Genomic DNA, 23,259 nt, shown 5'->3' on the forward strand with positions numbered 1-23,259 from the left:
ATCTACCTCCGCACAAGTGGACCAAGTGTCATCATGTGCACTGTATAAAACCAGCGGAATAGAACTCGTGGATTGGGACCGCCAAATGGTAGCGATCCAGAAATAAGGCGATATCTGCAGTCCCTACTTTGAACTTCGTCTTGCCAATGGGATGGCGGCGGGCGGCATTATGTTTGAACGGAATGGCTCGGATCAGACTGGTTGCAATTCAACAGGCCTACCTCCAAACCATTGAAAAAGGTCGATGCATCAAAGCCCTCGACGATCCTTCATGCCGAAGTTCTAGCGCTTTGAAGGTCGCACGAGGCCATCGATAATGCTGCCGATCAGTTCCTCGGCTGTGTACTCGTCAACATCCAGGACTCTGCAGCCATGGTCCCTGACAAGCTGAGCAGTCCTTTGGTCGAACAACAGTCTGCGTTCCAGAAACCTGGAGATCAGTGCACGGCCTTTTTCATCCGCAGTCAGGAACCCGCTTCCTTCATAAATTCGCGAGCGCAAGGTCTCAGAGCTGGCAGTCAGCCAGACAGCTCCCACTTCCTTCAAGCCGTGTCCGGTCGTGATGAAAGGCCAAAGTGCCGATCCTTCAAGCACCAGTCTTCCCGAGCCCGTATCCTTCACCGTTGTCCGGATCAGTTCCGCAACAAGTGGCGACATCTTACGGTGATGCAGAATGACGGATTCCAGCAGTTCATTGGCTCTTGAGTTCAGATAATGGTGCGCGACATGCTCGGCAACTCCTGCGGTTGTCTGCCGCCACGGCCGCCCCGGGTACCTGGCTAGCCTATCGGTCGACATACAGCGCCAGCCGACCTTTCCTGCGAGCGCGGACGCCAACGCTGATTTTCCGACATTGGACGAACCTCCAATCAGAAAAACCCTAAGATTGGGGTCAATCCGTTTGTTCAATGGCCTGTCCCTTGTCGAAAGCCCCAAAAGAGTACCAGTTCTGCTTGCAGCCGATTATGCGCTGTGAGCAACGTCGTGCCCCCGCGGAGACCAAGCCTATATCGTTGATTTCGTATTGTCTTCAATGCAAAACAGGGGTTCACGATAGTGCCGGGCATGAACCCTGCCGGGACTGGGAAACGCCCATGAACTCACAGATATAGAAGTAGTACGCACAGGGTCAGGATTTAGATGCTGGTTCACAGCAAATCATGATGAACCAACCGATACATGGGCGGCCAATGACGAAGCACAAAATCAGGCGACCTTGACGTCCTTGATTGCCTTCTCGACCGCCGACTTGACCGGTGCGGAGATTTCTTCGACTGCCTTGGAAGCAACAGCCTGGAATTCCTTGGCCTGACCAGAGATGGCTTCAGCCTGCTTGCGAACGAATGCGCTCTGCAGTTCGATCACTTCGCCGAAAGACTTCACACCGATCAGTGCTTCGATATGAGCGAAGCTGGCTTCGGTGTTGGCGCGGAGCGCAGCCAAAGCCTTCAGCGAAAGAGCGGCGCCATTCGACTGAGCAGTTTCAAAAGTTGTTTCGAGGGTCTTCTGGGCAGCTTCGGCCTGATCCTTGATCTTGGCATAGGCTTCCTTGGACTGAGCAACGCCCTTTTCGGTGAATTCGCGAACCTGGTCGGTTACAGCAGTTGCATCGAAAGCGGGGATCGAGAACGCATCGCTAGTCTGTTTGACAGTCTTGCTCACTACAGAATCCTCCTGTGCGCAGCCAGTATTTACTGGTGCCTTGGTTGACTTCAATTTTGAATACACAGATATGTATCTTGGTTTGTTGTGCATGGCAATAATTCTTTTGCATCGCACAATAAATAACGGATGTCTAATATGGAGATCTACTCGATGATTAGCCGCCTAACTTAGCAAAACATTCCGTGTCGGGGCCTCACGAGCTCGTCCTGGGCTGGCAAATAACAAGCTTTTGTCGCGCCGAAGACCTTCACCTAATGGGCGGACGTCGTGCTATGTCTTCGGCCAAAGCAACCACAGAATTGAATTGGATAACTTGATGTCTTCACCAACGAAACTGGTTGTGGTCATGGCCTTTGACCTTGATGACAACGGAGAACTTGCTCCTGCCTTCGATGCTGTGCAATTCGACAGCGAGGAGCGTGCACTGCGCAGCGCACGCGACCTTTCCAGAAAACACCACGGGGTGATTGCATGGTCCCGTGAAGCCGAGCCAAATATTGGTGAGTACGGCCCGCCAACGACCATCTTTCAGTCAGGGGAAGTTCCGGATATGGACTGACCTTGTCGCAGGAGCCCGGAATTGTGCGTCGGTTGTTAACCAGTGCGCGGACGCTGGCAGCAACCTCGCGGCAAGAGCAGCAGACGCTGCTTCGTGAGGCTGCAAAACAAATCGAGGCATATCAAAGCCTGTTAGCTCTTTATGGATCCGCTGCCTACGAAATCGATGAGGATATTTGTGGCAGGCTGACGGACTACGCAGACCGGATCGATTTCAGCTATCTCGATGAAACGAGATTAGTCATGCTGGAGGCCGCTGCAGTGATCAGACGTCTCCGTTTGCTACTCGGCATCACGCCCGAAAGTTCAAAACCTTGAGTTACAGCAATGATCTCCGAGGGTTTGCCCTTGACAGTGCGTAGAACTCAGATCGACGCGGTTGGACGGCCAAGCCCAAGGCGGGATCGAAGACTGCAACAAGTCCAACTTGGATCCGCAGTCGCGGCTTTTGGTGAAAAACCGTGAGGACCGGACTAGATGTGAAGCAAAGTTGGCGGCCTTTGACCATTGGTGGGTTCAAGCGGTCCTTTAGAAGTCTTCAACCGTGCTTTTTCGGTTTCGGCCGATTCGGCACGCAAATTTCCCACCGCGCCTAGCCTCGATTTCTCCTGGATATATGGGACGTCACGTACCACAAAACGTCTGCAGCACGCGCTCGTGAACTTCTGGTGGCTCCGCATAATGTACCAAGTTGACTGGTCCTCGAAAGGTTTGCCGAGCACCGCCAGCAGTTCTTCAAACGGGCGAAAATCATTATTCTCGACCGCTGCAGCTATCACCGCTTCGACGCGGTGATTGCGGGGGATAAAAAGCGGATTGACGTGGAGCATTGCAGTCCGGCGCTCAAAACCTGTTGGCGGTTCGCGAGAGATCCGCGACCGCCAGCGTGCCAGCCATTCCCTGAATGCGCCAGGCTCTGTAAACAGGTTGAGGACTTTCTCATCGTCGTTCATAGTCCCGGCAGAGTGGCTCAGATATCGGAACGTCAGAGTAAAGTCCGCTTGGCTCTTCGTCATAGTGTCGAGCAGTTCTTTGATAAGCGTCAGGTCGTTTTCTTCTTCGGTGAACAGACTAAGCTTCTTTCTCATCCCGGTGATAAACACCGTCTCGAATTGGGCGTCGAAAGTGGCTAGCGCGTTTTGAGCCAAGGACACTGCCGTGTCCTGATCGTCCGCAAGCAACGGGAGCAATGTCTCTGCCAGACGCACCAGGTTCCACAGAGCGACCGGTCCCTGGTTGCCATACGCATAGCGGCCCGCATGATCGATAGAACTGAAAACCGTCGCTGGATCGTAATTGTCCAGGAATGCACATGGACCATAGTCGATAGTCTCGCCGGCGATCGACATGTTATCCGTATTCATCACACCATGGATAAATCCGGCCAACATCCACTGCGCAACCAGCGAGGCCTGGGCTTCGATCACTGCCGCCAGGAGCGACAGGTAGGGCATCTCACCTGCTGCCGCGTGGGGATAATGCCGGGCAATGACATGGTCTGCGAGAGCACGGATGCCCTCAATGTCACCCCGTGCGGCAAAAAATTGAAACGTGCCAATTCTTATGTGACTGGAGGCGACGCGGGTGAGAACGGCACCGGGCAGAGACGTCTCACGCGCAACAGTTTCTCCGGTCAGTACCGCAGCGAGCGCGCGGGTCGTTGGAATCCGCAGGGCATTCATTGCTTCACTTAAGATATATTCGCGCAGCACGGGACCCAGCGCCGCACGTCCATCTCCGCCACGCGAAAAAGGCGTCTGTCCCGAACCCTTCAACTGTATATCACGTCGGACACCGTTTCGATCAATGACTTCGCCGAGCAGGATCGCCCTGCCATCGCCCAGTTGCGGGACGAAATGACCAAACTGATGTCCTGCATATGCGGTGGCAATAGGGTAAGCGCCCCGCGGGATATTATTTCCCGCCAGCATGTCGATACCCTCTGCGCTGCTCAACCACCGATCATCGAGCCCTAGCTCCAATGCGAGATTAAGGTTCAGTTTAATTAATCTCGGAGACGCGACGGGTGTGGGCAACGTGTGGATGAAGAATTTGTCCGGCAGTCGGCTATAACTATGGTCGAATGCGATTTCGGTCATTCCAAACCTGCTTTCTGGCTGTTTCACCGTAGCCAAGCGTTTGCCGGAGCACAAGTTGGCAGCGATCGTGACAAGAGCGCTCGTTTGCTCAATTGGCAGCGATCGCAAAATTAATTTGTCGAAAGTTTATTTCATCACTTGATCGCAACCGAGAACGCCGCTAGCCGATCCGCGGGTCGTCCGTTGCCGATGCATTTTTTCTCGCTCCCCCTGCAGAATTGAACATCAGCCTGTCTCGTGAATTGCTTCTTTGACCATGTCCACGACAATGACGGGGTGGTGATACTTGACGTGTGATGGCCTCGAGCACCCGGAGGTTCGCCAAGCCATTGAGAGCGCGGACTGGCGTTGCTCCACCTGCCGCCCTACTGGCCCGGGATTTCAATCCCGTCGAGAATGCTTTCTCGAAATTCAGGGCGCTGCAGCGGAGAAGTCGAACTCTCCGTCGATGCCTTGCGGAACATCGTCGGAGAATATCTTTAAACTCTTTGAACGAAAAAAGAATGCACCACATCACTCAGCCGGGGCTCGGTCTACGTTAATTGCGTGCCGGTGGATCGGGCCTCGTCTTTTGATCAGATCGCTCATGCGATAGCGGGGAAAATTAGCTCGATGTATTTATTTACTCGAGCCAGCCGCCACCGTAGCTTCGCTGCGGAACCTAGGCCGAAGGACCTCACTCCGATCTTCAATAGTTGATAGGAGTAAGGCCGTGGCATTCTGCAATCGAAGAGAAACATTCGAGAGTCGGTTCCACGCCAGAGCCCCCGATTGGCGATGAAGCGCTGACGAAGAGCAGACTGCTTCTTTTTCACGCGTCAGCAACTTTGAGGCCCGGTCTATCGGTCATTGCGTTCCGGTTGATTGGGCCTCAGCTTTTGTTAACCATACAGGCGCGCGCTCTAATGGCTGACTGTCGCCAACACGTCGGCACCCGACCTGCCTTTAACATTGTCTATTGCGGCAGGTCGGACTTGCGCATCCTGCCTCATTGGAGTTTTATGTTCGCCTGACAAGGGCATGTCAGAGGCTCGAGGGGCGATCGTCGCAAATGCCAAACCGTCGAGCCTCTTTTTTTACAACTTCGCGGCCCGATGCGCTGCACCTCACCTAGAATTCGCCAGGCTTTCTTAGTCCGTCCGTTGTCAGACACATGGTTATCCGGCAGTAGGAAAAAGACTACCCTTCTAAACTCAGCGTAGGAAGGTTTTTGTGCCATATACCCTAAGTGGCACGGGCTCGGCTTCGAGGTATACGACGACCACCAAGATATGCTCCGCCGAGCCTCTTTTTATGACCGGTAGTCTCATGCAATCCCCATGTTTGTCGGGTCGATCAGAAGCACGCTCGTTTTGTAGTCCATGCAATGGAGCTATACTGAAGGCGCTGTAGTCCTCCCCGGGTGCAGCAGAGACTTGGTTGAAGGGTACCCTGTTCCGCATGTGTCTCCGAGCGGCGCGACCCTTTACTCTTTGCCGGCATGATCGTTAAAGCTCACGACGTTTATCGGAGTTTTGCACGTGTTGGTCGTACCCAACATCCCTTGCGCCTCGCCGCCTTCGTGTTGGTAGACTCCGCCTTGCCTTGCCTTATGGTTCAGGCATTCCGCAATTCACTGAAAACTATCTGATCATAGAACCTCCCGTTGTCGTAGGTACCGCCTGGCGCTGCATTGCCGATGAAGCCAAGGTAGACGCCATGGAACTTCTCCACTCCTTTGGCGAGTTGATCGACAGACATGGATGCATAGCCAAAAATATATCCGGCTCGCTCATCAGTCGGGGATGAGAACAGGCGCGAAACTGGATAGATTCCGATGTCGTGGTTTCGAGCGGTTTCGGCAAAACGCTCCTCTTGCCCGGAGCGCATCGTGTTGAACCACACGACGACGTGAAGTCCCGCGGTCGTGCCGACGATCTCGATGTCGTCGGCAAAAGCGCGGGTCATTGACGCGAGAAACACAGCGCGTCTTTCGGAGTTAAGTCTCCTCATCCTGCGGACATGCCGCTCATAGGCGCCGGTCTCGATCAGCATCGCGAGAGCCTCCTGCTCGAACGTGGAGGTGTGCCGATCGGCAATTCGCTTGCAGTCGATGAAGGCATCGACAAGTGGATGCGGGAGCACGACGTATCCAAGCCTGAGGGTTGGTGCCAGGGTCTTCGAAACCGTCCCAACGTAGATGACGCGGCCTTGTCCAGACAGATAGAGAGGCGGTATCGGGCCAACGTCGTAGCGATACTCGCTGTCGTAGTCGTCCTCGATGACATAGGCATTTGCTGAGGCAGCCCACTCCATCAATGCCTGGCGATGCGCCGCAGGCAACACCCCTCCTAAAGGAAACTGGTGGCTCGGCGTCACGTAGGCCACTGCGATGTCGCTAGCGTCAGGAAGCTTCGTGGTGTCCAGGCCATCAGCGCCACAGGGCACAGCAACGGTGTTTGCTCCGATTGCGAGCATGACGTTCCTTGCCATGGCGTAGCACGGGTCTTCGACCACGACTTTGTCGCCGGGATTGACAAGGACGCGGGCACAGAGGTCGAGCGCCTGTTGAGATCCGTTTACGACAATGATCTGGTCGAGATGGCAACTGATGCCCCTTGAGCGCCAGACGTAACCCTGCAAAGCCTCTCGCAAGGATCGGCTTCCTGCCGGATCATCGTATCCAAATCTGTCGCGATGCCTGAGGAAGACGGTGTTCAGCGCTTTTCGCCAAGGGGCCTTTGGAAAGTCCGTCGCTGCGATATCCCCGTAGCGGAAATCGAACTTGAGCGGCGGCCTCCCGGCGGTGCTGTTCGACGGCAGAGCCATCGCACGAGTTGCATAGGCGGAAAGTTGGCGCACGGCAATCGCCGAACGGTCGTGCTGGTTGACCTGGTTCGGCCGCCCTGCGGACGCAACCGTTGCTTTCCGACCCTGCTGTACCCGGACATAACCCTCGGAAATCAGCTGGTCGAATGCGGCGGTCACCGTTGTCCTCGAAACACCCAGTTCTTCCGCAAGCGAGCGGCTCGAAGGCAAAGTGTCGCCGACACCGTATACTCCGGCTTCGATCTGCGTGAGCAAGGAATGATAGATCCGACGCGTTGCTCCCGTTCTGCGGGACCCGTCGTTGTACTGGACCAATGAACATCTCCATAACTGGCAGTTTCATTTGTGCCAGTGAATTGCAATAGTGGTTTCCAGTCAAGGAGAGGTATTCGTCACTCGTCGCGCCGCTCATGGGGTCTCTTTTGCTGGAATTTGGAGTTGCCTGGATGTTTGAAAATCCCGTCATCGACGGTCGAATACAGAATATTGCACCCGGATTCAGAGCGATGAGCGTCCAAGTCGATGCCAAGTCAGCCGGAGAAGGACATATCGATCCCCGATTGCTGGCAGCAACCTGCGATTGCGTGTTGGCCGGTGGCCCGGCTTGGGCGGAAGCGCATCTGGCGAGTTGGTCCGACGCCTACGTCCGCTTTGGCGCGAAGCCGAACCGCACGCCGTCCTCGGCCCAAGCGCTGAGAAAGCGGGTCCTCAAGGACGCCACCATTCCGGCCATCAACCCAATCGTCGATCTCTACAACGCCGTCAGCCTCAAATACGCAATCCCGGTGGGTGGAGAGAACTACGATGCTTATGTCGGAAGACCCCGTCTGACGATCGCAGACGGGACTGAGAGTTTGACACCGTGATGAACGGGGCAGCTGTCAACGATCCTCCCTCGCCGCGTGAAGTGATTTGGCGCGACGATATTGGCGTCACCTGCCGACGCTGGAACTTGCGACAAGGCACGCGAACCAGCTTGACGGCCGCAAGAGGCCGGATGTGGTTGATATTGGAGGCGTTGGCAACCATGCCCGACGAAGCACTGGCGGAGGCGACGGATGCCCTGGTCGAAGGGCTGAACGCGTTGATGCCGGGCTGCACGATCGTCAGCCAAAAGATCGCCATCGCCAAGTGACGTCTCCGGTCGGGTGATCGCATCCATCGATTTGAATGAGATTTTCAAGGGTCCAGAGAATGAATGTCGATTTCCATCAGTTGATTATTGTCTTTGCTGCATATGTCATCGCCGCTGCAAGCCCCGGCCCGAGCAACATGCGCATCATGGGCGTGGCGATGGCGCGCGGCAGAGGCGCTGCGCTCATGCTCGCCTCGGGCGTTGTCAGCGGCTCGATCTTCTGGGGTCTGATGGCCTCGACGGGCATCTCCGCCTTGTTGGCCAGGTACGCCCAGGCACTGATCGTTCTCCAGATTTCCGGGGCCTCTATCTGCTATTCCTCGCCTTCAAGGCAGGACGGTCGGCGTTGACGTCGAACGAACAGCTGGCGGCGCGCGCCTCGGCTGACGAAGTCGATCTTTCACGGGGTGCGCTCTATCGCAGGGGGCTCTTGATGCACTTGGCGAACCCAAAATCCGTGCTGGCATGGATCGCGCTGGTCACGCTGGGCATCGGCCCGAATTCGTCATGGCAGAGCATTGCGGCGATATTGGGTGGCTGCGCCGTCCTGAGTGTCACGATCTTCTGCGGCTACGCCGTCGTCTTCTCCACACCGCCGATGGTGGCTCTGTACCGTCGCTGTCGCCGCTGGATCGAAAGTCTTCTAGCGATGTTCTTCGCGTTCGCAGGGCTGCGCATGCTGCTCTCCCGCATATAGTTTCGAAAGGATAGAGGATGACTTTGTTTCGTGGTCTGTCGGCGTTCCCCCTTACGCCAACCGATGCTGAAGGGATTGTTGACACCGAGGCGCTGGCTCGTTTTCTCGAGCGCATTCATCACGCGGGAGCAGACTCCATCGGACTTCTCGGCAGCACGGGCGGTTATGCTTACCTCACCAGAGAGCAACGGAAGCGTGCCGTCCAGGCTGCCGTTGAATGCATCGGCGGCAAAACGCCTCTTGTCGTGGGTGTGGGAGCATTGCGTACCGACGAAGCGCAAGCTTTGGCGCGCGATGCCAAATCCGCTGGTGCTGACGGCCTGCTCCTGGCGCCCATGTCCTATGTTCCCCTGAAAGAGGACGAAGTCTTTGAGCACTTCGGGGCCGTGGCAAAGGTGGACCTGCCTTTGTGCATATACAACAATCCAGGCACCACGCGCTTCACATTCAGCGATGCATTGATCGCCCGCCTGGCAGCGGTGTCCAACATCGTCGCCGTAAAAATGCCCCTGGCGGCAAATGACGATTATGCAGGGGAACTGGCACGCCTGCGGCAGATGACCCCTGACACGTTCACGATCGGATACAGCGGCGACTGGGGTGCGGCCGATGCCTTGCTTGCCGGATGTGACACTTGGTACAGCGTTGCCGCAGGTCTGCTGGCGGCCCCGGCGCTTGCGCTGACGCGTGCGGCCCAGTCAGGCGACGCTGTGGAAGCCGCGCGGTTGAACCACGCTTTCGAACCGCTCTGGACCCTGTTCAAGCGGTACGGCAGCTTCCGCGTCATGTTCGTCATCGCCGACCTCCTCGGTCTGGCGCACGTGCAGCCACCGCGCCCGGTTCTGCCGTTGCCGGAGGACGCCCGAGATGACGTCAGGCAGGCATTGGGGACGCTCGAGATCGGCTGAGCACAGGACTGATCGTTCGCATCGAAAGCAGCAAATGCGACCCAAGATGTCAGGCGTCAGCAGCGCACCGACGACTTCTATTCCGGCGAACCCATGCCGTGCGGTACGACGGGACTGGTGGGTGGGGATGATTTTGCGAGCCATCATCCGTCCTCAGATCCGAGGCACCAAAAACATAGAGGCCGATGATGTCGACTGGGGCCACCGCCTCGACCCGGACACTCGCTCTTGAGCCCAGCGCCTGCCGAACGCGACCATGGACCTACAGAGCATTTTCTCTTTCTTTAGACCAAGGCCCGCCCGGCAACCAGCTCTGCTCATCATTTTCAGCATCAACAAGCGGCAGTAGAAACAGATGGAGATCGACGATAACGGTAGCGAATATCTCCGGCGCGGCGGCCATGCGCTCGCGCCGGAGAAAAGCTTGCCATTGAGGGCTCCGGGCTGCCGTGAATTCATCACTCAGCCCAATCGGAATACCGGCGGGAAGTGCCGTCTCCCTCCGTTCGAACGTGCGCCTTACAGCTTCAATCAGGGTCGATCGCCGAAACTCGAAAGTCTGCGCGATAAGCCAGAGGTCGTAGAAGTCCTTGAGTCGACTATTGGCGATACCAAGCGTGACCATCGCCTCGAATTTTTCGGCCACAACGGTTTCGACGGGGTAGGCGCGAAGATGTGGCGCCGGCGCGTCAAGCAACGCGGGATAGTCGATTTCGACGGCCCCTGGTGTCACTGCGTCACCAAAGCCGATGTCGACCTGAATCGGAATTCGTGCCCCGGCAATGGTTGCCGTCGTAAGAACCCGCACGCCGCCGTAGTCCGTCTCCTCCCGGATCGGTGCCGCTGTCAGCGCGGCGATTTCAAACGTCACTCCGTCATCTGCCACAGGCTGCGCACAGATCGCTCGGAAGGTTTCGGCTATACTCACAGCATCACTATCACCATGACCAAGCAAGTCTAGGTCGCGAGTGGGCCGGAATGGGTCGGCGACCCAGGTCACGAAGAGCATCGCCCCTTTGAGGATGAAGCGGTCCCGATGCGGTGACACACTGAGCCGGTAAAGCAGGCGTTCGAGCGCATAGCGGGTCAGTAGAATCTGGAAATCTGATCGTTCAGCACGTGCCCGATCGAGGAGCCGCGTCCGCACTGACGCGCCGATGTTGCGGGGCTCACGCGGCATCGGAGACCATTGCCTCTACGTAGGGACGCATGACCGACCAGACCCTCGTCCTGCGCGCGTATTGCCAGAGCTGGTCAGGCGTGCACCGACGGCGGCGGAGGCCCTCACGCAGTCCCTCCATCGCCACATCGAGACCAACCTTGGTCCGGTAGCGGAAACAGTCAACAATCGTCCTCGCCGGATCCGTGATGGGGACGTCCACATTCTCGATGCGGTGGCGTTCAACCCCTTCGGTCAGCGCCCACCCCGTAAAGCGTACGAAATGGATGGGAGGATAATCGATTTTCGGACGCCAGGCGGCACGGTCGATCGCCATCCACACTGCCGAGGGCATCTGCAGCGTCAGTTCGTGGTATTGGAGCGCTGAGGTCAGGCAGACCACACCCTTTGGGACCAGGATAGCCGCCTCGGCCAGTGCATGGGCAGCTTCAATGTTAATGTTAGGAAGTTGATACAGGCCACGTGCCGCGCGGATGACCGCTGCCTCCCGGACAAGACGGGCGAGCGTTTCCGGGCCAATGCCTTCGCTGACGAAATCCTTCAGCCGGAGCATTCCCCGGGTTTTCAGGAGGTCGAGCGCGCGAAGTCTCTGGGTGGTGGTTGATGCCATCGAAGGTGACGTTTCCTCTATTCCCAAGGGATGTAGCAGAGGTTTTATCACATCGTGAACGATAGGGAAATCCTGAAGGCGGGTCGATTCCAACTCGACGCTACCAAAGTGAAGGCGCGGGATTTCAGGTAGCAATTCCTAGAGTATATTGAAGAGCAACACCTTTCTCTTCCAACCGCCAAGCCCAATAACCCGCCATCAGAGCAATATGCGCCTCTATCATTTTACGACACAGGGATACCCTTCACGCGAACGCGGGACATCATCAGTATAGTCACCAATTTGCGACTTGAACCCCAGCATGGAACAGATGCGTCTTTTGATACTGCGGTGATCCTGCTCAATGCAGTTGTTCAGGTATTGCTCGAGCGGATGGTAATGCGTCTGCCGCGCTCTAAGGCCTGGTCCTTTAATTGGCTCTCAGTATCACATTGAACGATCGCCATCCGATTGGTCTGGCTGCCATCAATCGTGATACAATCCGGTCGTCCATGACGCGCCACAGCCTTGCAAATGAAGCGTTTCACTGCCTTCAGATCACGATCTTTGCTGAAGTAGAACTCGACGGTATCCCCGTTGCCGTCAATGGCGTGGTAGAGGTACATCCATTCTCCCTTTACCCGGATATAGGTCTCGTCGAAATTCCATTTACGGGTAACGGTGCGCTTTCTGCGATTGAAGCGCTCAAGTAGTCGAGGGCTGAAATAAATGGCCCAGCGATGGATCGTCGAATGATCGAGCTCGATGCCACGTTCAGCCATCATCTCTTTCAAGTCTCGAAGGCTAAGATTGTAGGCAAGATACCATTGCACACAAAGCAGGATTACAGATCGATCAAAATGGCGGCCCTTGAACATCGCGATTTCCCGGTTCGACGCTGAACCTTTTCAATCGCACAGATATCATCGACGGAAAGTTTGCAACGGAACCAGCCATCGCGCCTTTGTCACCGCGCCCACCCGTTGAACGAGCGCCGAACGGCCGCTTTCGGTCTCGTTGGATATGGCGCTGATCTCATTTATGTCGATTTTTTGTTAGGAGAGGACCGCCGGGGCGGTGCCAAAAGTGTTTCGCAACTGGCGATTAGTTGAACCCCATACGATCTCGATGCTTCGCGTACCGCCTGCTTCCCTACCGCAAAAATCATGTACGCGGAGTGCAGGACAACGGCTACGATGACAACAGTTAACCTTTCGATGGACTGATGGATCGGCAATTCCACCGGTGACACAATTGCAGCAAGACAAAGGATCGCCACTATTGCGTTCAAGCACAGTGCGACGGGTTTCAATCCGAGGAGATTGCGGCGGAAACCATAGGTCAGGAGCTCTTCATAGAGGAGTTTGAATTTCTTTGTATCGCGCGTGTGGTCGCGCAGCCAAAATCCGGCGCTCAAGTAAAACTGGTCCGCCTGCGCCGGATTTGAGATTTCGTCCTGCTCAGTTGGAGGTGAAACTTGAAGTTTTGTTCCCATGAACGCCCGGTAGCGCTCTTTCGATATGGAATCGATTGCGTTGTCCGTCCGGTACCAGAGTTCCGGTGTAGCGCGAGTGCCCAGTATGGTTTCGACGTTTCGGCCCGCGCGCCTTGCGACATCTGCGAATGCCACCAAGAGCACAATGGCCATAGTGCTGGCAATAAGATGCGAAATGCCGAGCCTGTCCCAAGGGATGACAAAGAACAACATCGCCAAGGTCGGAAGACCGGCAATGAGCGCCGGAAACACCCTTGCTCGCAGCGTGTAGCTATCAAACTGCTTGAAAACACCTGACATAGTTTCTCTCCGTCAGCTATCATCGCGTTGCGTCGTCATCCCGCCCGCTCCGATATAGTTGAAACGGTGACCTTGGCCGTCTCAGCCTCGTCACCAATCGCCTCGGTCACCAGTCCATGAAATCGATCCGGCGTTCTGATGATAAGGACTGCGGGGAACGTCTGCCCGAACGCGAGTTGTACGCCCGTGGCCAGATCGGTCCGCGACGCAGCGCTGTCGGCAAGATGATTGTGCCACGTCCCAACCGGATAGAGCGTTCCGTGACTTCGAGCTATGTAGCCTTGAAGGACATCGGTCAGCCCTTTTATACCCAGCAAGAAGAGATCGACCTTAAATTGGCTGTCCGGAGGGGCGGGTATAACATCGACGACCTGAAAACTGTTCGTCGTTTCGTTGAAGCGCCCTACGAGTACTCCTCCGGTTTCGACGTCCTGATAAGACGATATTGTCTGGTCGATAATTTGAACGACCCGTCGGGACATCCGGACGAACGGGGTCGCGTTATTCTCACCTGCGAGGATAACCAAAGGATCCACCTTATGATGTTGCCACGCCTGGCCAAGCAAATCCTCTGCTATCTCTCCGATCACGATCTCGCCATAAGCGTTGCAACTCTCCTCGCGGAGCAGATACGACAACTTCATGGCCATGGCGCAAACGGGGGCGGAAAGCGTCGCGTCGGACATGCGCGCTGTTAGTGTCGAACATCCTTGGCCGATCGAAATGAGATCGCCATCACTAGGAAATACTGTCTGTTCAAGCGCCTTGGTTCCGGAAAAAAGGCGATAAGCCTCGGCAGCCAAATCCTGCAAATTCGGGTTCGCCATGTCACCTTCTACAGCGAGATAAGCGACGCGCCCCTTTCCGAACAAGCTTGTCTCTACGGCTCTGGGCCTGGTCTTGATGACTTCGGGCAGGCAGAGGACATCTGTGACAGCAGGCGAGCCGGTGGCATCCACGAGGAAGCGGGTGCCCCGCGGCCACACCTTGTTGCGCTGGTCTTCATCGGCCGCCGCGCCCAACCAGAGCATATCGGTGAAATAGCTGGTCGTGGTCTGACCCATCAGGGCGATCGCGTCGCGTAGAGCGTGCGCCTTCGCGTCGTTCAGTGTCTCGAACCTCGATCGAGGCAGCAGTCCGTGTCTCGCGAAGTTGTGTGGGCTGAGGAACCCGTTATCTACTATTGCGCTGGGTGCCTTTCCTTCTCTTGCCAGATGCAGTGCCAGCTTCGAGCCAACACTGCCCGCACCGAGAAGTGTCCATCTGGCTATATCTTCCATGGCTGCACCCGATATTTTCGACAGCAGTTTTGGGCTCAGAGTATCTCGATGTGCCGCCAGCCGGACCGGATGAAGGCTGCTCGGGCTCAACTCGTCTGCGCCGTGTATCTCAATCACATATGGAAGGATTTCGATCGGGGAGGTCTGGCCAATCAGATCGAGCGGACGACGAACCAGGAGAACGACCGAGATAACGACCGGTGTCTTGACCGGTGCGGCCTGGAGACGCCGCTGTAGAAGACCGAGATTCGTCCGTAGAGAATCAAATAAGCCCAGCGTTTTCGCCCGTTCGAAGAGCTCGCTGACGTTGGTGACAGTTTCGGGTTGGTACCTGTCGGCAATGAAATTACGCCGGGGCCATACCGCGACACCGATTCCAATTTGGCCGTAGCGGTCGCTCAGGGTCGGAGCGATGTCGGGTCGAAGGGGTATTCTTTCGATCAGATGGCAACAATAGCACCGCAGTTCGCGGTCACTGATGACCGTAAAAGGTGCGAAAAAGAATGCGCCGCCGCCGTCTGCGTCAATAAGCTCGCGGAGCGCTTGGGCGTCCGCTTCGACGAAATCATCGAAACGATCACGGCGGACGGGCTCCCAGCCTTGTGTGGGGTTTATCAGTTCAGTCGCTGCCGCTTTTTCCAACCAGTCGGCAAGCTGGGTCACGAGGCCTTGCGGCCCTCGAAGCCGGATAAGATCAAGCGGGGAGCCATCTATGTAGCAAGGTCTTGGCGGTTCCGTCAGCGGACCTGGTACAAGATGTGGATGAGAGCGATCAAAGTCAGCTCTCAGCGCGACATCGGGCATGTCCGCCGGATAGTGGCGGGAAAAACGAAACGTGACGGGCTCGATTGCCCGCACACCATTGGGACTCGCGCCGACGGCCCGCCAACGATTGTTCAGGCCGGCATCAATATGCACGACAATCGACAGATCGGTTGCCAGGTTGTCTTCCAGCGTGACCACACGCGAGTGCGCCCGGATCAGGCGCACGGCACGCAGAATGGCAGACGTTGGCTCGTCCAAGTCGGTCACCCGTGCTTGAAAGGCTGTGCGCCCAAGGCGCTCTGGCTGCCCGCCGCCGCCCCCGCAAGTCCGAAGATGGTCGGAGCTGCGAGTTTGGCTTTCGCCAAGCGCTCTTTCCGCTTCGGTCCCCCAGTCGACGTGATTTCAAATTCGAGGGGTGCGTCACCGCCAAGCTCGCCGAGGCATGTGAACGTGCCATTCACAGGGTTCAAAATCGATTTGTATTCGCGCTTGGCTCGGATGCATGGCGGATCGATCTCGTCGTCCATGATTTCTTTGCTGCTCGCGATGACAGTAGCGCCCGACATCGGCTGCCCCAGTGCATTCCGTGCGTCCACTGAAACCTCGGCCTCTTCTCCCATGTCAGACCAGCTGTCCCACGAAAGGCTGTGCCAGGAGCAATGATGGGGCGCTATCAAGACGTCAAACTGGAAGATAGAAGGATCGTTGCCGTATTTCGCCCACATCCGCTCCCAGATACCAACCTCGGCGTCACCGCCGAGGAGGTAGAAGCTTGGATGAAGAAGATCAGATTTTCCAAGTGAGATATTGATGACGACGCTCGAATTGTTCTTGCTGAGAAATTCAACCTCTTCTTCGTCGTCAGCCAACAGCGGTGCCAGCAGATGTCCAGCGAATGTGTTGTCGGTAACCCCGCAGATCGTATGGAAAACGTCACCGCCAGCGACAAGGATCTCAGTCAGATCATCGGTCTTGCCATCGATATCTTCGCCCAGAATTTTGATCTTATCGCCCTCATAGGCATAACCATTCGCGCGGAAATGGCGGACACGGCGGCGGGCTTCCGCCGCCCATGCGTTGGCATCATCGCAGAGCGTATGGTTACGAGACGCGCGCCGGAAGATGATCGGGGACGACCACATCTCGCGGATGACGATCTTGTCTTCGGTCTTATTCCATCCGCTCAGTGGACCAAGGTGGAAGTGCTTCTGCAGCCCCCTGCAATGATCATTATCGGGGTGGGTGAGCAGGAAGGCATCTAAATAGAGACGTCCATCGCTGTCGAGTGGCAGGCGGTCCCTGAGTTGTCCGGCAACGTCTGGGGTATCATCATTCAAATCATCTGCTGCCGTGCGAATGTTGCAGTCGACGAGGACGAAATGCCCGTCGCCAGTTTCAATTAACGTCATGTCGCCGTTGCTAACCTTGAAGTGCGTCGTCTGGGCTGTCATTGCTCGAACCTTTCGCGTTATTCATCAAAAATTCGCGCGTAACAGACGAGCCTCCCATCTCAGCCGTCAACGTGTTGGAAGCTCCAATACGTTGACGGCACCTTGCTATGCGTCCATAAAAGGTAATCACTTCTGTCAGATCAATCAAGTAATACGATGCGTTTTTTACACGTTAGAATAGAAAGGAGAGGCATTTATGACGGGCACCGTGGATCATAATCTGAAATGGGGTGTCGCTAAGCGATTGGAATTCATTGATTTTCGTCTTTTCTGGGATGGCTTTTTCAATCGGAAAGATATTGTGGATTTCTTTGGGATATCTGAGCAGCAGGCGTCGTCAGATATCTCGGCCTACCAATTGCGGGCACAAAGGAACCTCAGGTATGACCCGAGCAAAAAGAGTTTTGTGCGGACCGCTGATTATAAGCCGGAATTTATCGGACCGTTTTCAGACCGGTTCCTGCTGCAGCTGATGGCAGTCAATCGTGGTTTGATGAGCGAAGAGGACACGTGGTTTTCGCAGATGCCGCCAATCGAAGTCGTCGGCCAGCTTCGAAGACGGCCGACAAACCCAACCTATTTGCTCCGTATCCTGGATGCAATCAAGCAGAGAGGTGAGCTGGAGTTGGGCTATGAATCGCTCACCGGATCGCCGGGGGGCATCCGCGTTGTCGCCCCGCACTCATTCTTGTATTCAGCCGACCGCTGGTATGTTCGCGCTTGGTCGGAACAACATAACGATTTCAGGGATTACAACCTGAATCGTATCACAAGTGCGGGGCTGCCGCGCGAATGTGATATCGATCCAAGCATGGATTTGGAATGGCACCACACTATCGAACTGGCGCTAATACCCAATCCACGCCTTGACAAGGCAAAGCAAGTAGCCGTCGCGGCAGAGTATGATATGACAGATGATGAACTGCGTCTGCCGTGCCGCCTGAGCGCCGCATTCTATCTCATCAATGAACATAATCTCGATCTTGCGGGCGATAAAATAAAGCCGGAAAAACAGCAACTGGTCCTGCGAAACCTTGATGAAGTGATTCAAGCCCGCGAGGTCGTGCGGAAGTTGTCCGTGGAGGCACTTCGGAACAAGAAATCGAGATGAGCATAGCGAGCGCTCGTCGAATTTATCCTCAGCATTGGAATTGAAATGACCGTCTTTGCGATGCTTCTTTTCGGCAGCCACGCGCGCGGCGACCAGGATTTGCGGTCTGACACGGACCTTCTTCTCATCACCGAAGACGACGGTCCCAGGCATGTACTGCAGGGGCACCTTTCAACGTCGATTTATCCGCTCGGCGATCTTCAATTGCGCGCGCAGAACGGCGACCTCTTTGTTTGCCATATAATACGTGAAGCGAAGCCCATTTATGATCCGCTTGAACAGCTCGCGTTGCTCCGATCGCAGTTTCGGATCCGGTCATCCTATGAGTCAGAGGTCCAAAAGGCGACCGATCTTGGATGGTTCCTTATCGATCACGGGCAAAATCAACGCATTGCTCCTCTGATCAACCGCAGAGTCGCGTGGTGCGTACGAACCATTCTGATATCCCGATCGGCGGAAGCGGGTGAACCGGTTTTTTCCGCCAGCGAACTCGCCGCATTCGCCCGCTCAAATGCTGTGATGACCATGATCAAGCACAAGGATGCGGAACATTTGGATGAGGAAGTGGTTGAGCTTCTTCGCGGTTTCCTCGTCAAATTTGGGGGACTCAGATTGGGGGACGGCCGGAGCAGTTACGGCGCGTATTTGAAGCAGTTTATGGTGACATCAAACAATATAGCTCTGGCGTTCGTCAAGGCTGATGCAGTGGTCGGTATCCCATATTAAATGAGAGTACCGCCTATAACAGCACTGAAATTGTTGGCCTCACGAATCTGGCGCTGCTGAGACGCACTTAATTGCGGTTGAACCAGGATTTATTCCCAAGAATAACCGCTATGACGTGCGTTCTCGGTTGTCTCGGAAGGTCGCAAAGTACGCAAAACCTTCGATACCCCCCAGCAAGACTTCAGATCCGGCGTCTGACGGAGTATGCTGTCGCCGTACGCGACTAACGGCAGCGTTCTCAATCATCTGCTGGTGAAATTTGTGATTCTTTGCGATTGCGCAGAGGGACTTACTCAGTCATGCAGGTGCGCGCAGCCTTTGGAAATATTCAGACATTCGTAACGCCTCCCCGGCTCCAGCTTCAGCGTTTTCGGCTAATTGGACGGGACGGCATTAATCGGGATCTGGTCAGGTGCGCGAACGATGTCCTGTTTCTTTCGAACAGCGAGAAGCAAGCGCTGTTGCGGGATATTATACGAGCGTTCCGTACGATATGTTCGCTTTTATCCCTGAGGCTGGGTTGCGTCTATGATAACCGCCCGGTAACCCACGCCTTGCGGGTGTAAAGCACAACCAGAATCAGATCGTCGCAACTCTCATGCTCCGCTGAACTGAGTATCCCGCAATCGAATATCAAGCGCCCTGTCGAGTGATTGTTCAAATATCGGCCTGCTGTTCTTATGTTGAATCCGATTGGTGCCGAGCATATCGGGACAGGTGAATTTCCAATGAGCGCCTTGAAGGGATACGAACCCAAGCCCTGGAACGATACCTTTAAACTCTTGCTTACATTGATATTTCCCCTTGATCTCGGATATCTCTTGTTGCACCGTCTAACTTAGCCAAGGCTTTGTATTTGCGAGAATAACGCTGGACGATGACCTACGATTTTAGAACGCTCTCGCATCCAGATTTCGAGGATCTTGTCCGATGGGGTGGACACCTCCTAACGGCATCGCAATGTGCCAATGTAGCGGTGTCAAACCATGCTACGAGGAGATGTCCATGAACGATACTATCATTATTGGAGTTGATCTGGCGAAGAATGTATTTGTGCTGCATGGCATGCGGACCGATGGATCCATAGCGTTCCGCCGAAAGCTGTCGCGGGCAAAATTCCTGTCATTCTTCTCCGCCCATCCACCATGTGTCGTGGCTATGGAAGCTTGCGCCAGTGCTCATTATTGGGGACGAGAGATCGGCAAACTTGGCTTTGAAGTACGTCTGATCGCTCCTCAGTATGTGAAGCCCTTTGTGAAGCGGCAAAAGAATGATGCTGCTGACGCGGAGGCGATCGCCGAGGCAGCGTCCCGCCCGACCATGCGCTTTGTCGCAGTCAAAAGCGCGGAAAAGCAGAGCCAGGCGATGGCTTTCAAAACACGTGACCTGCTGATGGCTCAAAGAACTCAGACGATCAATGCACTGCGCGGTCACCTTGCGGAATACGGTGTGGTTGCACCGAAAGGGCCACAGAACATTGGCCATCTGATCAGAGCACTTGAAGATCCGGATGCCGCCCTGCCAATTGCTGTAATTGACCTTGGCAAAGAGCTTATCAATCATCTTGAAGTGCTGGATGAACGCATTGCCGCGTTGGATGAGCGTGTCAAGGAAAGTGCGAGAACGGATGAGACTGCCCGACGGCTTATGACGATCCCTGGCATTGGTCCGATTACCGCTGCTGCGATGGTGGCGGTTGCTCCAGAGCCCTCAACCTTCATCAAAGGACGTGATTTTGCCGCTTGGCTTGGGCTCACCCCAAAGCAGAATTCGACTGGCGGCAAAACGCGGCTGGGCAAGACGTCGAAAATGGGACAACGAGATCTACGACGTCTCTTGATCATTGGCGCCATGGCTGTCGTGCGGCACGCGGCTCAGCGTACTACCAACACCTGGCTCGGGCACATGCTTGTGCGAAAGCCGAAGATGCTGGTCGCGGTCGCGCTGGCAAACAAGATCGCTCGCGTCGCTTGGGCCTTGATGGCCCGCGGTGGAGTATACCAATCTCCAGCCGCCGCCTGAGAACGTTCGGCTGGAGCGTTGGGATGCGGTGGTTCTAAGCGGAGGTTTATGGGCGAAAGTCGAGAATGACGGGATCGGAAAAACCAGTTAAATCGCGGGTGCCTCGAGCACGCCTGTCCGATTTGGATCAGATCCCCGAACATCCATAAGGGCCCGCGGCGTTGAACGCCGCATCAGAGGCCGGACACACGACGGAACTCGACCGCATGCTCATTGCCGAAGCGAAAGAATTTGCTTGCATTCCCGGAGGTGTCCACACACGACTTAATAGGGAAACACTACGGCGTAAGGTTCGAGGCGTTTTCTGCTGGCCCAGACCAGGGAATTGATGGCCGCCATTCGAAGGCCGGCGAAACGACCATATTGCAAGCGAAGCATTATGCCGGCTCACCATTTGCTACCCTCAAGTCTGCGATGAAGAAAGAGCGAGCCTCGATCGATGCGCTGCAACCAGACAGATATCTGCTTGCCACCTCCGTGGGCCTTACACCAGCCCGCAAGAAGAGCCTCGCCGCAACAATCGGCCCCGCGTTGAAGGATGAGAAGCGTATTTTTGGCCAGTCCGACCTTAATGGACTGCTGCGCTCATATCCTGAAATCGAGAAGAGCCACATCAAGCTTTGGCTATCCAGCACAGGTGTCCTTGACCGTGTCCTGCACGCTGCGGCGCATGCTTTTGCTGCAATCACCCGTGCGGAGATCGAAGCGAAGGTCAAGGTCTACGCACAAAACCCCAGCTTTTCCCAGTCGGCCGCTAAACTGGAGGAGCAGCACGTCCTGATCATCTCAGGCCCTCCAGGTGTCGGAAAGACAACGCTCGCCGAGATGCTGGCCTACGCCTACCTTGCGGAAGGCTGGGAACTTATTCCGATCATGAGCCTGACGGACGGCTTTGCGGCAATCAACGACACTAAGAAGCAAGTTTTTATTTTCGACGACTTCCTGGGGCGTATCGCACTCGATCGACATGCCCTTTCGATGAAAGATTCAGAACTCGCGCGTTTTCTTCGACGGATCAAAGCCTCACCCAACGCCCGGTTCATTCTCACCACCCGTGCCTACATTTTTGAAGAAGCACGACGGGTATCGGAGCATCTCGCTGATCAGCGGCTGGACGTCACGAAGTACGTTCTCGATGTTGGAATCTACACACGTCGGATACGCGCCCGCATTCTCTATAACCACCTCTCTGTTGCTGGCACCAATAGCAGTCACATCCGCGCCCTCATCGAAACAGGCACTATCGAAAAAATCGTCGACCACAAAAATTATAATCCACGCATTATCGAATGGATGACCGACAAGCTGCATGCCAACGGTATCGATGCATCCGAGTATCCGACCGAATTTCTCGCGACCCTCAACAACCCGTCCCGGCTTTGGGACATCGCGTTTCGAAACCACATTGATGCGCGTTCAAGACACCTACTCTACACGCTGTTCTTCTGCGCCGAGTTCGGCGAAGACCTCGCCGCGGTCCGCGTCTCCTTCGAGGCTCTCCACGCCTACCTGTGCAAAAAGTACGGACAAACGCGCGATCCGAAGGATTTCGAAGAGTCCGTAAAAATCCTCGAGGGTGGATTCATCAATATCCGCGGCACGAAGATTTCCTACATCAATCCGTCGTTTCGCGATTACATGGCTGACTATCTCCGGGATGGCGCGATGTTACGGGATTTTGTCACGGCGGCCGCTCTCTTCGAATGGGCCCAAGCGATCTGGCGGTTTGCGACGAGAGGTCGTGAGGTGGGAACGACAAACCCGCAACTTGCCAACGCATTCATCCCGATCGCGCCCATGCTGATCGGCAGGTCTGTCTCAGGGGACCAATGGTTCCGAAACAGCGGATCTGGCAGCGAACGACTCCATCTTGTCCTTCAGCTTTGGACCCATAGTCAGTCAGATGTATTCGCAGAGGCTGCTTACGCCATCGCGGAAGATACGGCTGTGAGCTGGAAGCCCTGGAGAGACGGAACACATTTGATTGAGCTCACCGCCAATTTGAGGGAGGGTGGGTATTATGACAATTTCCCCGACCGTGAACGCCTCGCACATATGCTGGAGTGCCATGTGGTGGAAATGCTGCGGTCTGGCGTCGATACCGATGATCTGGAACAGATGTCGGATGCCATTGAGGAAGCCGAACGGCTACTGAGCCCTGATCTCATTTCCGCCACCCAGTCAGCGATCCAAAAAGAGATCGAGCTTGCCGGCAAGCGTGCCGCCGAAACCGATTCCGAATCCACTCTCGAAGAACGTATCAGCAGTCTTTCGAAGCTGGCGCCTCGCGCAAGCGTTCCCTCAGGCAGGCTCGATCAAGCAATTGCTGCGATCAACGACAGAATTCGCGCTATCGAGGAAGAGGCTGAGAGAGAGGATGGTCCGGATTTTACACCCGCCAAGCCGGAGGTCGACGTCTTTAATGACGCGCAGCTGCGCGACCTCTTCGCATCATTGCTGACCGATTAAA

At 55.6% G+C, this 23,259-nt stretch carries 15 protein-coding genes and 4 pseudogenes; 9 read left to right on the forward strand and 10 right to left on the reverse strand.

What is annotated here, in order from left to right:
• Positions 1 to 282 precede the first annotated feature (282 nt).
• Both CU103_RS20520 and CU103_RS20525 read right to left on the reverse strand, forming a co-directional pair.
• Positions 283 to 909 (reverse strand): P-loop NTPase family protein, encoded by a 627-nt coding sequence (locus CU103_RS20520; RefSeq protein ID WP_146147824.1) that lies wholly within the window; start codon positions 907 to 909, stop codon positions 283 to 285.
• Between the two features lie 297 nt (positions 910 to 1,206).
• Entirely contained in the window at positions 1,207 to 1,662 is a 456-nt protein-coding gene (locus tag CU103_RS20525) for a phasin (protein WP_106665884.1), read from the reverse strand.
• A 319-nt stretch (positions 1,663 to 1,981) separates the two neighbouring features.
• Here CU103_RS20525 and CU103_RS20530 point away from each other — a divergent pair, with 319 nt between their 5' ends.
• Entirely contained in the window at positions 1,982 to 2,224 is a 243-nt protein-coding gene (locus CU103_RS20530) for a hypothetical protein (RefSeq protein WP_106665885.1), read from the forward strand.
• Between the two features lie 2 nt (positions 2,225 to 2,226).
• A complete protein-coding gene (locus CU103_RS20535; RefSeq protein WP_106665886.1) occupies positions 2,227 to 2,541 on the forward strand; it encodes a hypothetical protein in 315 nt (104 codons plus the stop codon).
• A 306-nt stretch (positions 2,542 to 2,847) separates the two neighbouring features.
• Here CU103_RS20535 and CU103_RS20540 read toward each other — a convergent pair.
• A pseudogene (locus tag CU103_RS20540) lies at positions 2,848 to 4,322 on the reverse strand (protein adenylyltransferase SelO).
• A gap of 1,596 nt (positions 4,323 to 5,918) precedes the next feature.
• A complete protein-coding gene (pdxR, locus tag CU103_RS20545; RefSeq protein ID WP_106665887.1) occupies positions 5,919 to 7,445 on the reverse strand; it encodes a MocR-like pyridoxine biosynthesis transcription factor PdxR in 1,527 nt (508 codons plus the stop codon).
• Between the two features lie 131 nt (positions 7,446 to 7,576).
• Here pdxR and CU103_RS20550 point away from each other — a divergent pair.
• The 3 genes and pseudogenes from CU103_RS20550 to CU103_RS20560 all read left to right on the forward strand — a co-directional run bounded on the left by CU103_RS20550 (position 7,577) and on the right by CU103_RS20560 (position 9,870).
• Positions 7,577 to 8,265: pseudogene (locus CU103_RS20550) on the forward strand (B3/B4 domain-containing protein).
• A gap of 59 nt (positions 8,266 to 8,324) precedes the next feature.
• Positions 8,325 to 8,962, forward strand: a pseudogene (locus CU103_RS20555) (LysE family translocator).
• Between the two features lie 17 nt (positions 8,963 to 8,979).
• Positions 8,980 to 9,870, forward strand: coding sequence for a dihydrodipicolinate synthase family protein (locus CU103_RS20560; protein ID WP_106665888.1), 891 nt, complete (start codon positions 8,980 to 8,982; stop codon positions 9,868 to 9,870).
• A 262-nt stretch (positions 9,871 to 10,132) separates the two neighbouring features.
• Here the strand turns inward: CU103_RS20560 and CU103_RS20565 are convergent, their stop codons facing one another.
• The 6 genes and pseudogenes from CU103_RS20565 to CU103_RS20590 all read right to left on the reverse strand — a co-directional run bounded on the left by CU103_RS20565 (position 10,133) and on the right by CU103_RS20590 (position 16,930).
• A complete protein-coding gene (locus tag CU103_RS20565; RefSeq protein ID WP_106665889.1) occupies positions 10,133 to 11,050 on the reverse strand; it encodes a nucleotidyl transferase AbiEii/AbiGii toxin family protein in 918 nt (305 codons plus the stop codon).
• Positions 11,040 to 11,660, reverse strand: a complete 621-nt coding sequence (locus CU103_RS20570) for a type IV toxin-antitoxin system AbiEi family antitoxin domain-containing protein (protein WP_170117084.1) — start codon at positions 11,658 to 11,660, stop codon at positions 11,040 to 11,042. The genes CU103_RS20565 and CU103_RS20570 overlap by 11 nt, the downstream gene beginning before the upstream one ends.
• Positions 11,661 to 11,945: 285 nt before the next feature.
• Positions 11,946 to 12,517 (reverse strand): annotated as a pseudogene (locus CU103_RS20575) (IS6 family transposase); the annotation flags it as partial.
• 161 nt (positions 12,518 to 12,678) lie between these two features.
• Positions 12,679 to 13,434 (reverse strand): hypothetical protein, encoded by a 756-nt coding sequence (locus CU103_RS20580; RefSeq protein WP_106665890.1) that lies wholly within the window; start codon positions 13,432 to 13,434, stop codon positions 12,679 to 12,681.
• 35 nt (positions 13,435 to 13,469) lie between these two features.
• Positions 13,470 to 15,737, reverse strand: a complete 2,268-nt coding sequence (locus CU103_RS20585) for an anti-phage 6A-MBL system cap2_3 protein (RefSeq protein WP_170117085.1) — start codon at positions 15,735 to 15,737, stop codon at positions 13,470 to 13,472.
• Between the two features lie 5 nt (positions 15,738 to 15,742).
• The gene (locus CU103_RS20590; protein WP_245448911.1) at positions 15,743 to 16,930 is read right to left on the reverse strand and encodes an anti-phage 6A-MBL system MBL-fold protein; all 1,188 of its coding nucleotides are present in this window, start codon (positions 16,928 to 16,930) and stop codon (positions 15,743 to 15,745) included.
• Between the two features lie 196 nt (positions 16,931 to 17,126).
• Between CU103_RS20590 and CU103_RS20595 the strand changes: the two genes are divergently transcribed.
• The 4 genes from CU103_RS20595 (at position 17,127) to CU103_RS20615 (ending at position 23,258) form a co-directional block, all read left to right on the forward strand.
• A complete protein-coding gene (locus CU103_RS20595; protein WP_106665892.1) occupies positions 17,127 to 18,041 on the forward strand; it encodes a WYL domain-containing transcriptional regulator in 915 nt (304 codons plus the stop codon).
• 45 nt (positions 18,042 to 18,086) lie between these two features.
• Positions 18,087 to 18,767, forward strand: coding sequence for an anti-phage Hailong system nucleotidyltransferase HalB (halB, locus tag CU103_RS20600; protein ID WP_106665893.1), 681 nt, complete (start codon positions 18,087 to 18,089; stop codon positions 18,765 to 18,767).
• 1,005 nt (positions 18,768 to 19,772) lie between these two features.
• A complete protein-coding gene (locus CU103_RS20610) occupies positions 19,773 to 20,789 on the forward strand; it encodes an IS110 family RNA-guided transposase (protein ID WP_106665895.1) in 1,017 nt (338 codons plus the stop codon).
• A gap of 414 nt (positions 20,790 to 21,203) precedes the next feature.
• Positions 21,204 to 23,258: an ATP-binding protein gene (locus CU103_RS20615; protein ID WP_245448912.1), complete on the forward strand. Its 2,055-nt coding sequence runs from the start codon at positions 21,204 to 21,206 to the stop codon at positions 23,256 to 23,258.
• The last annotated feature ends 1 nt before the right edge of the window (position 23,259 follow it).

It is taken from the genome of Phyllobacterium sophorae, assembly GCF_003010965.1.
GTDB lineage: Bacteria > Pseudomonadota > Alphaproteobacteria > Rhizobiales > Rhizobiaceae > Phyllobacterium > Phyllobacterium sophorae.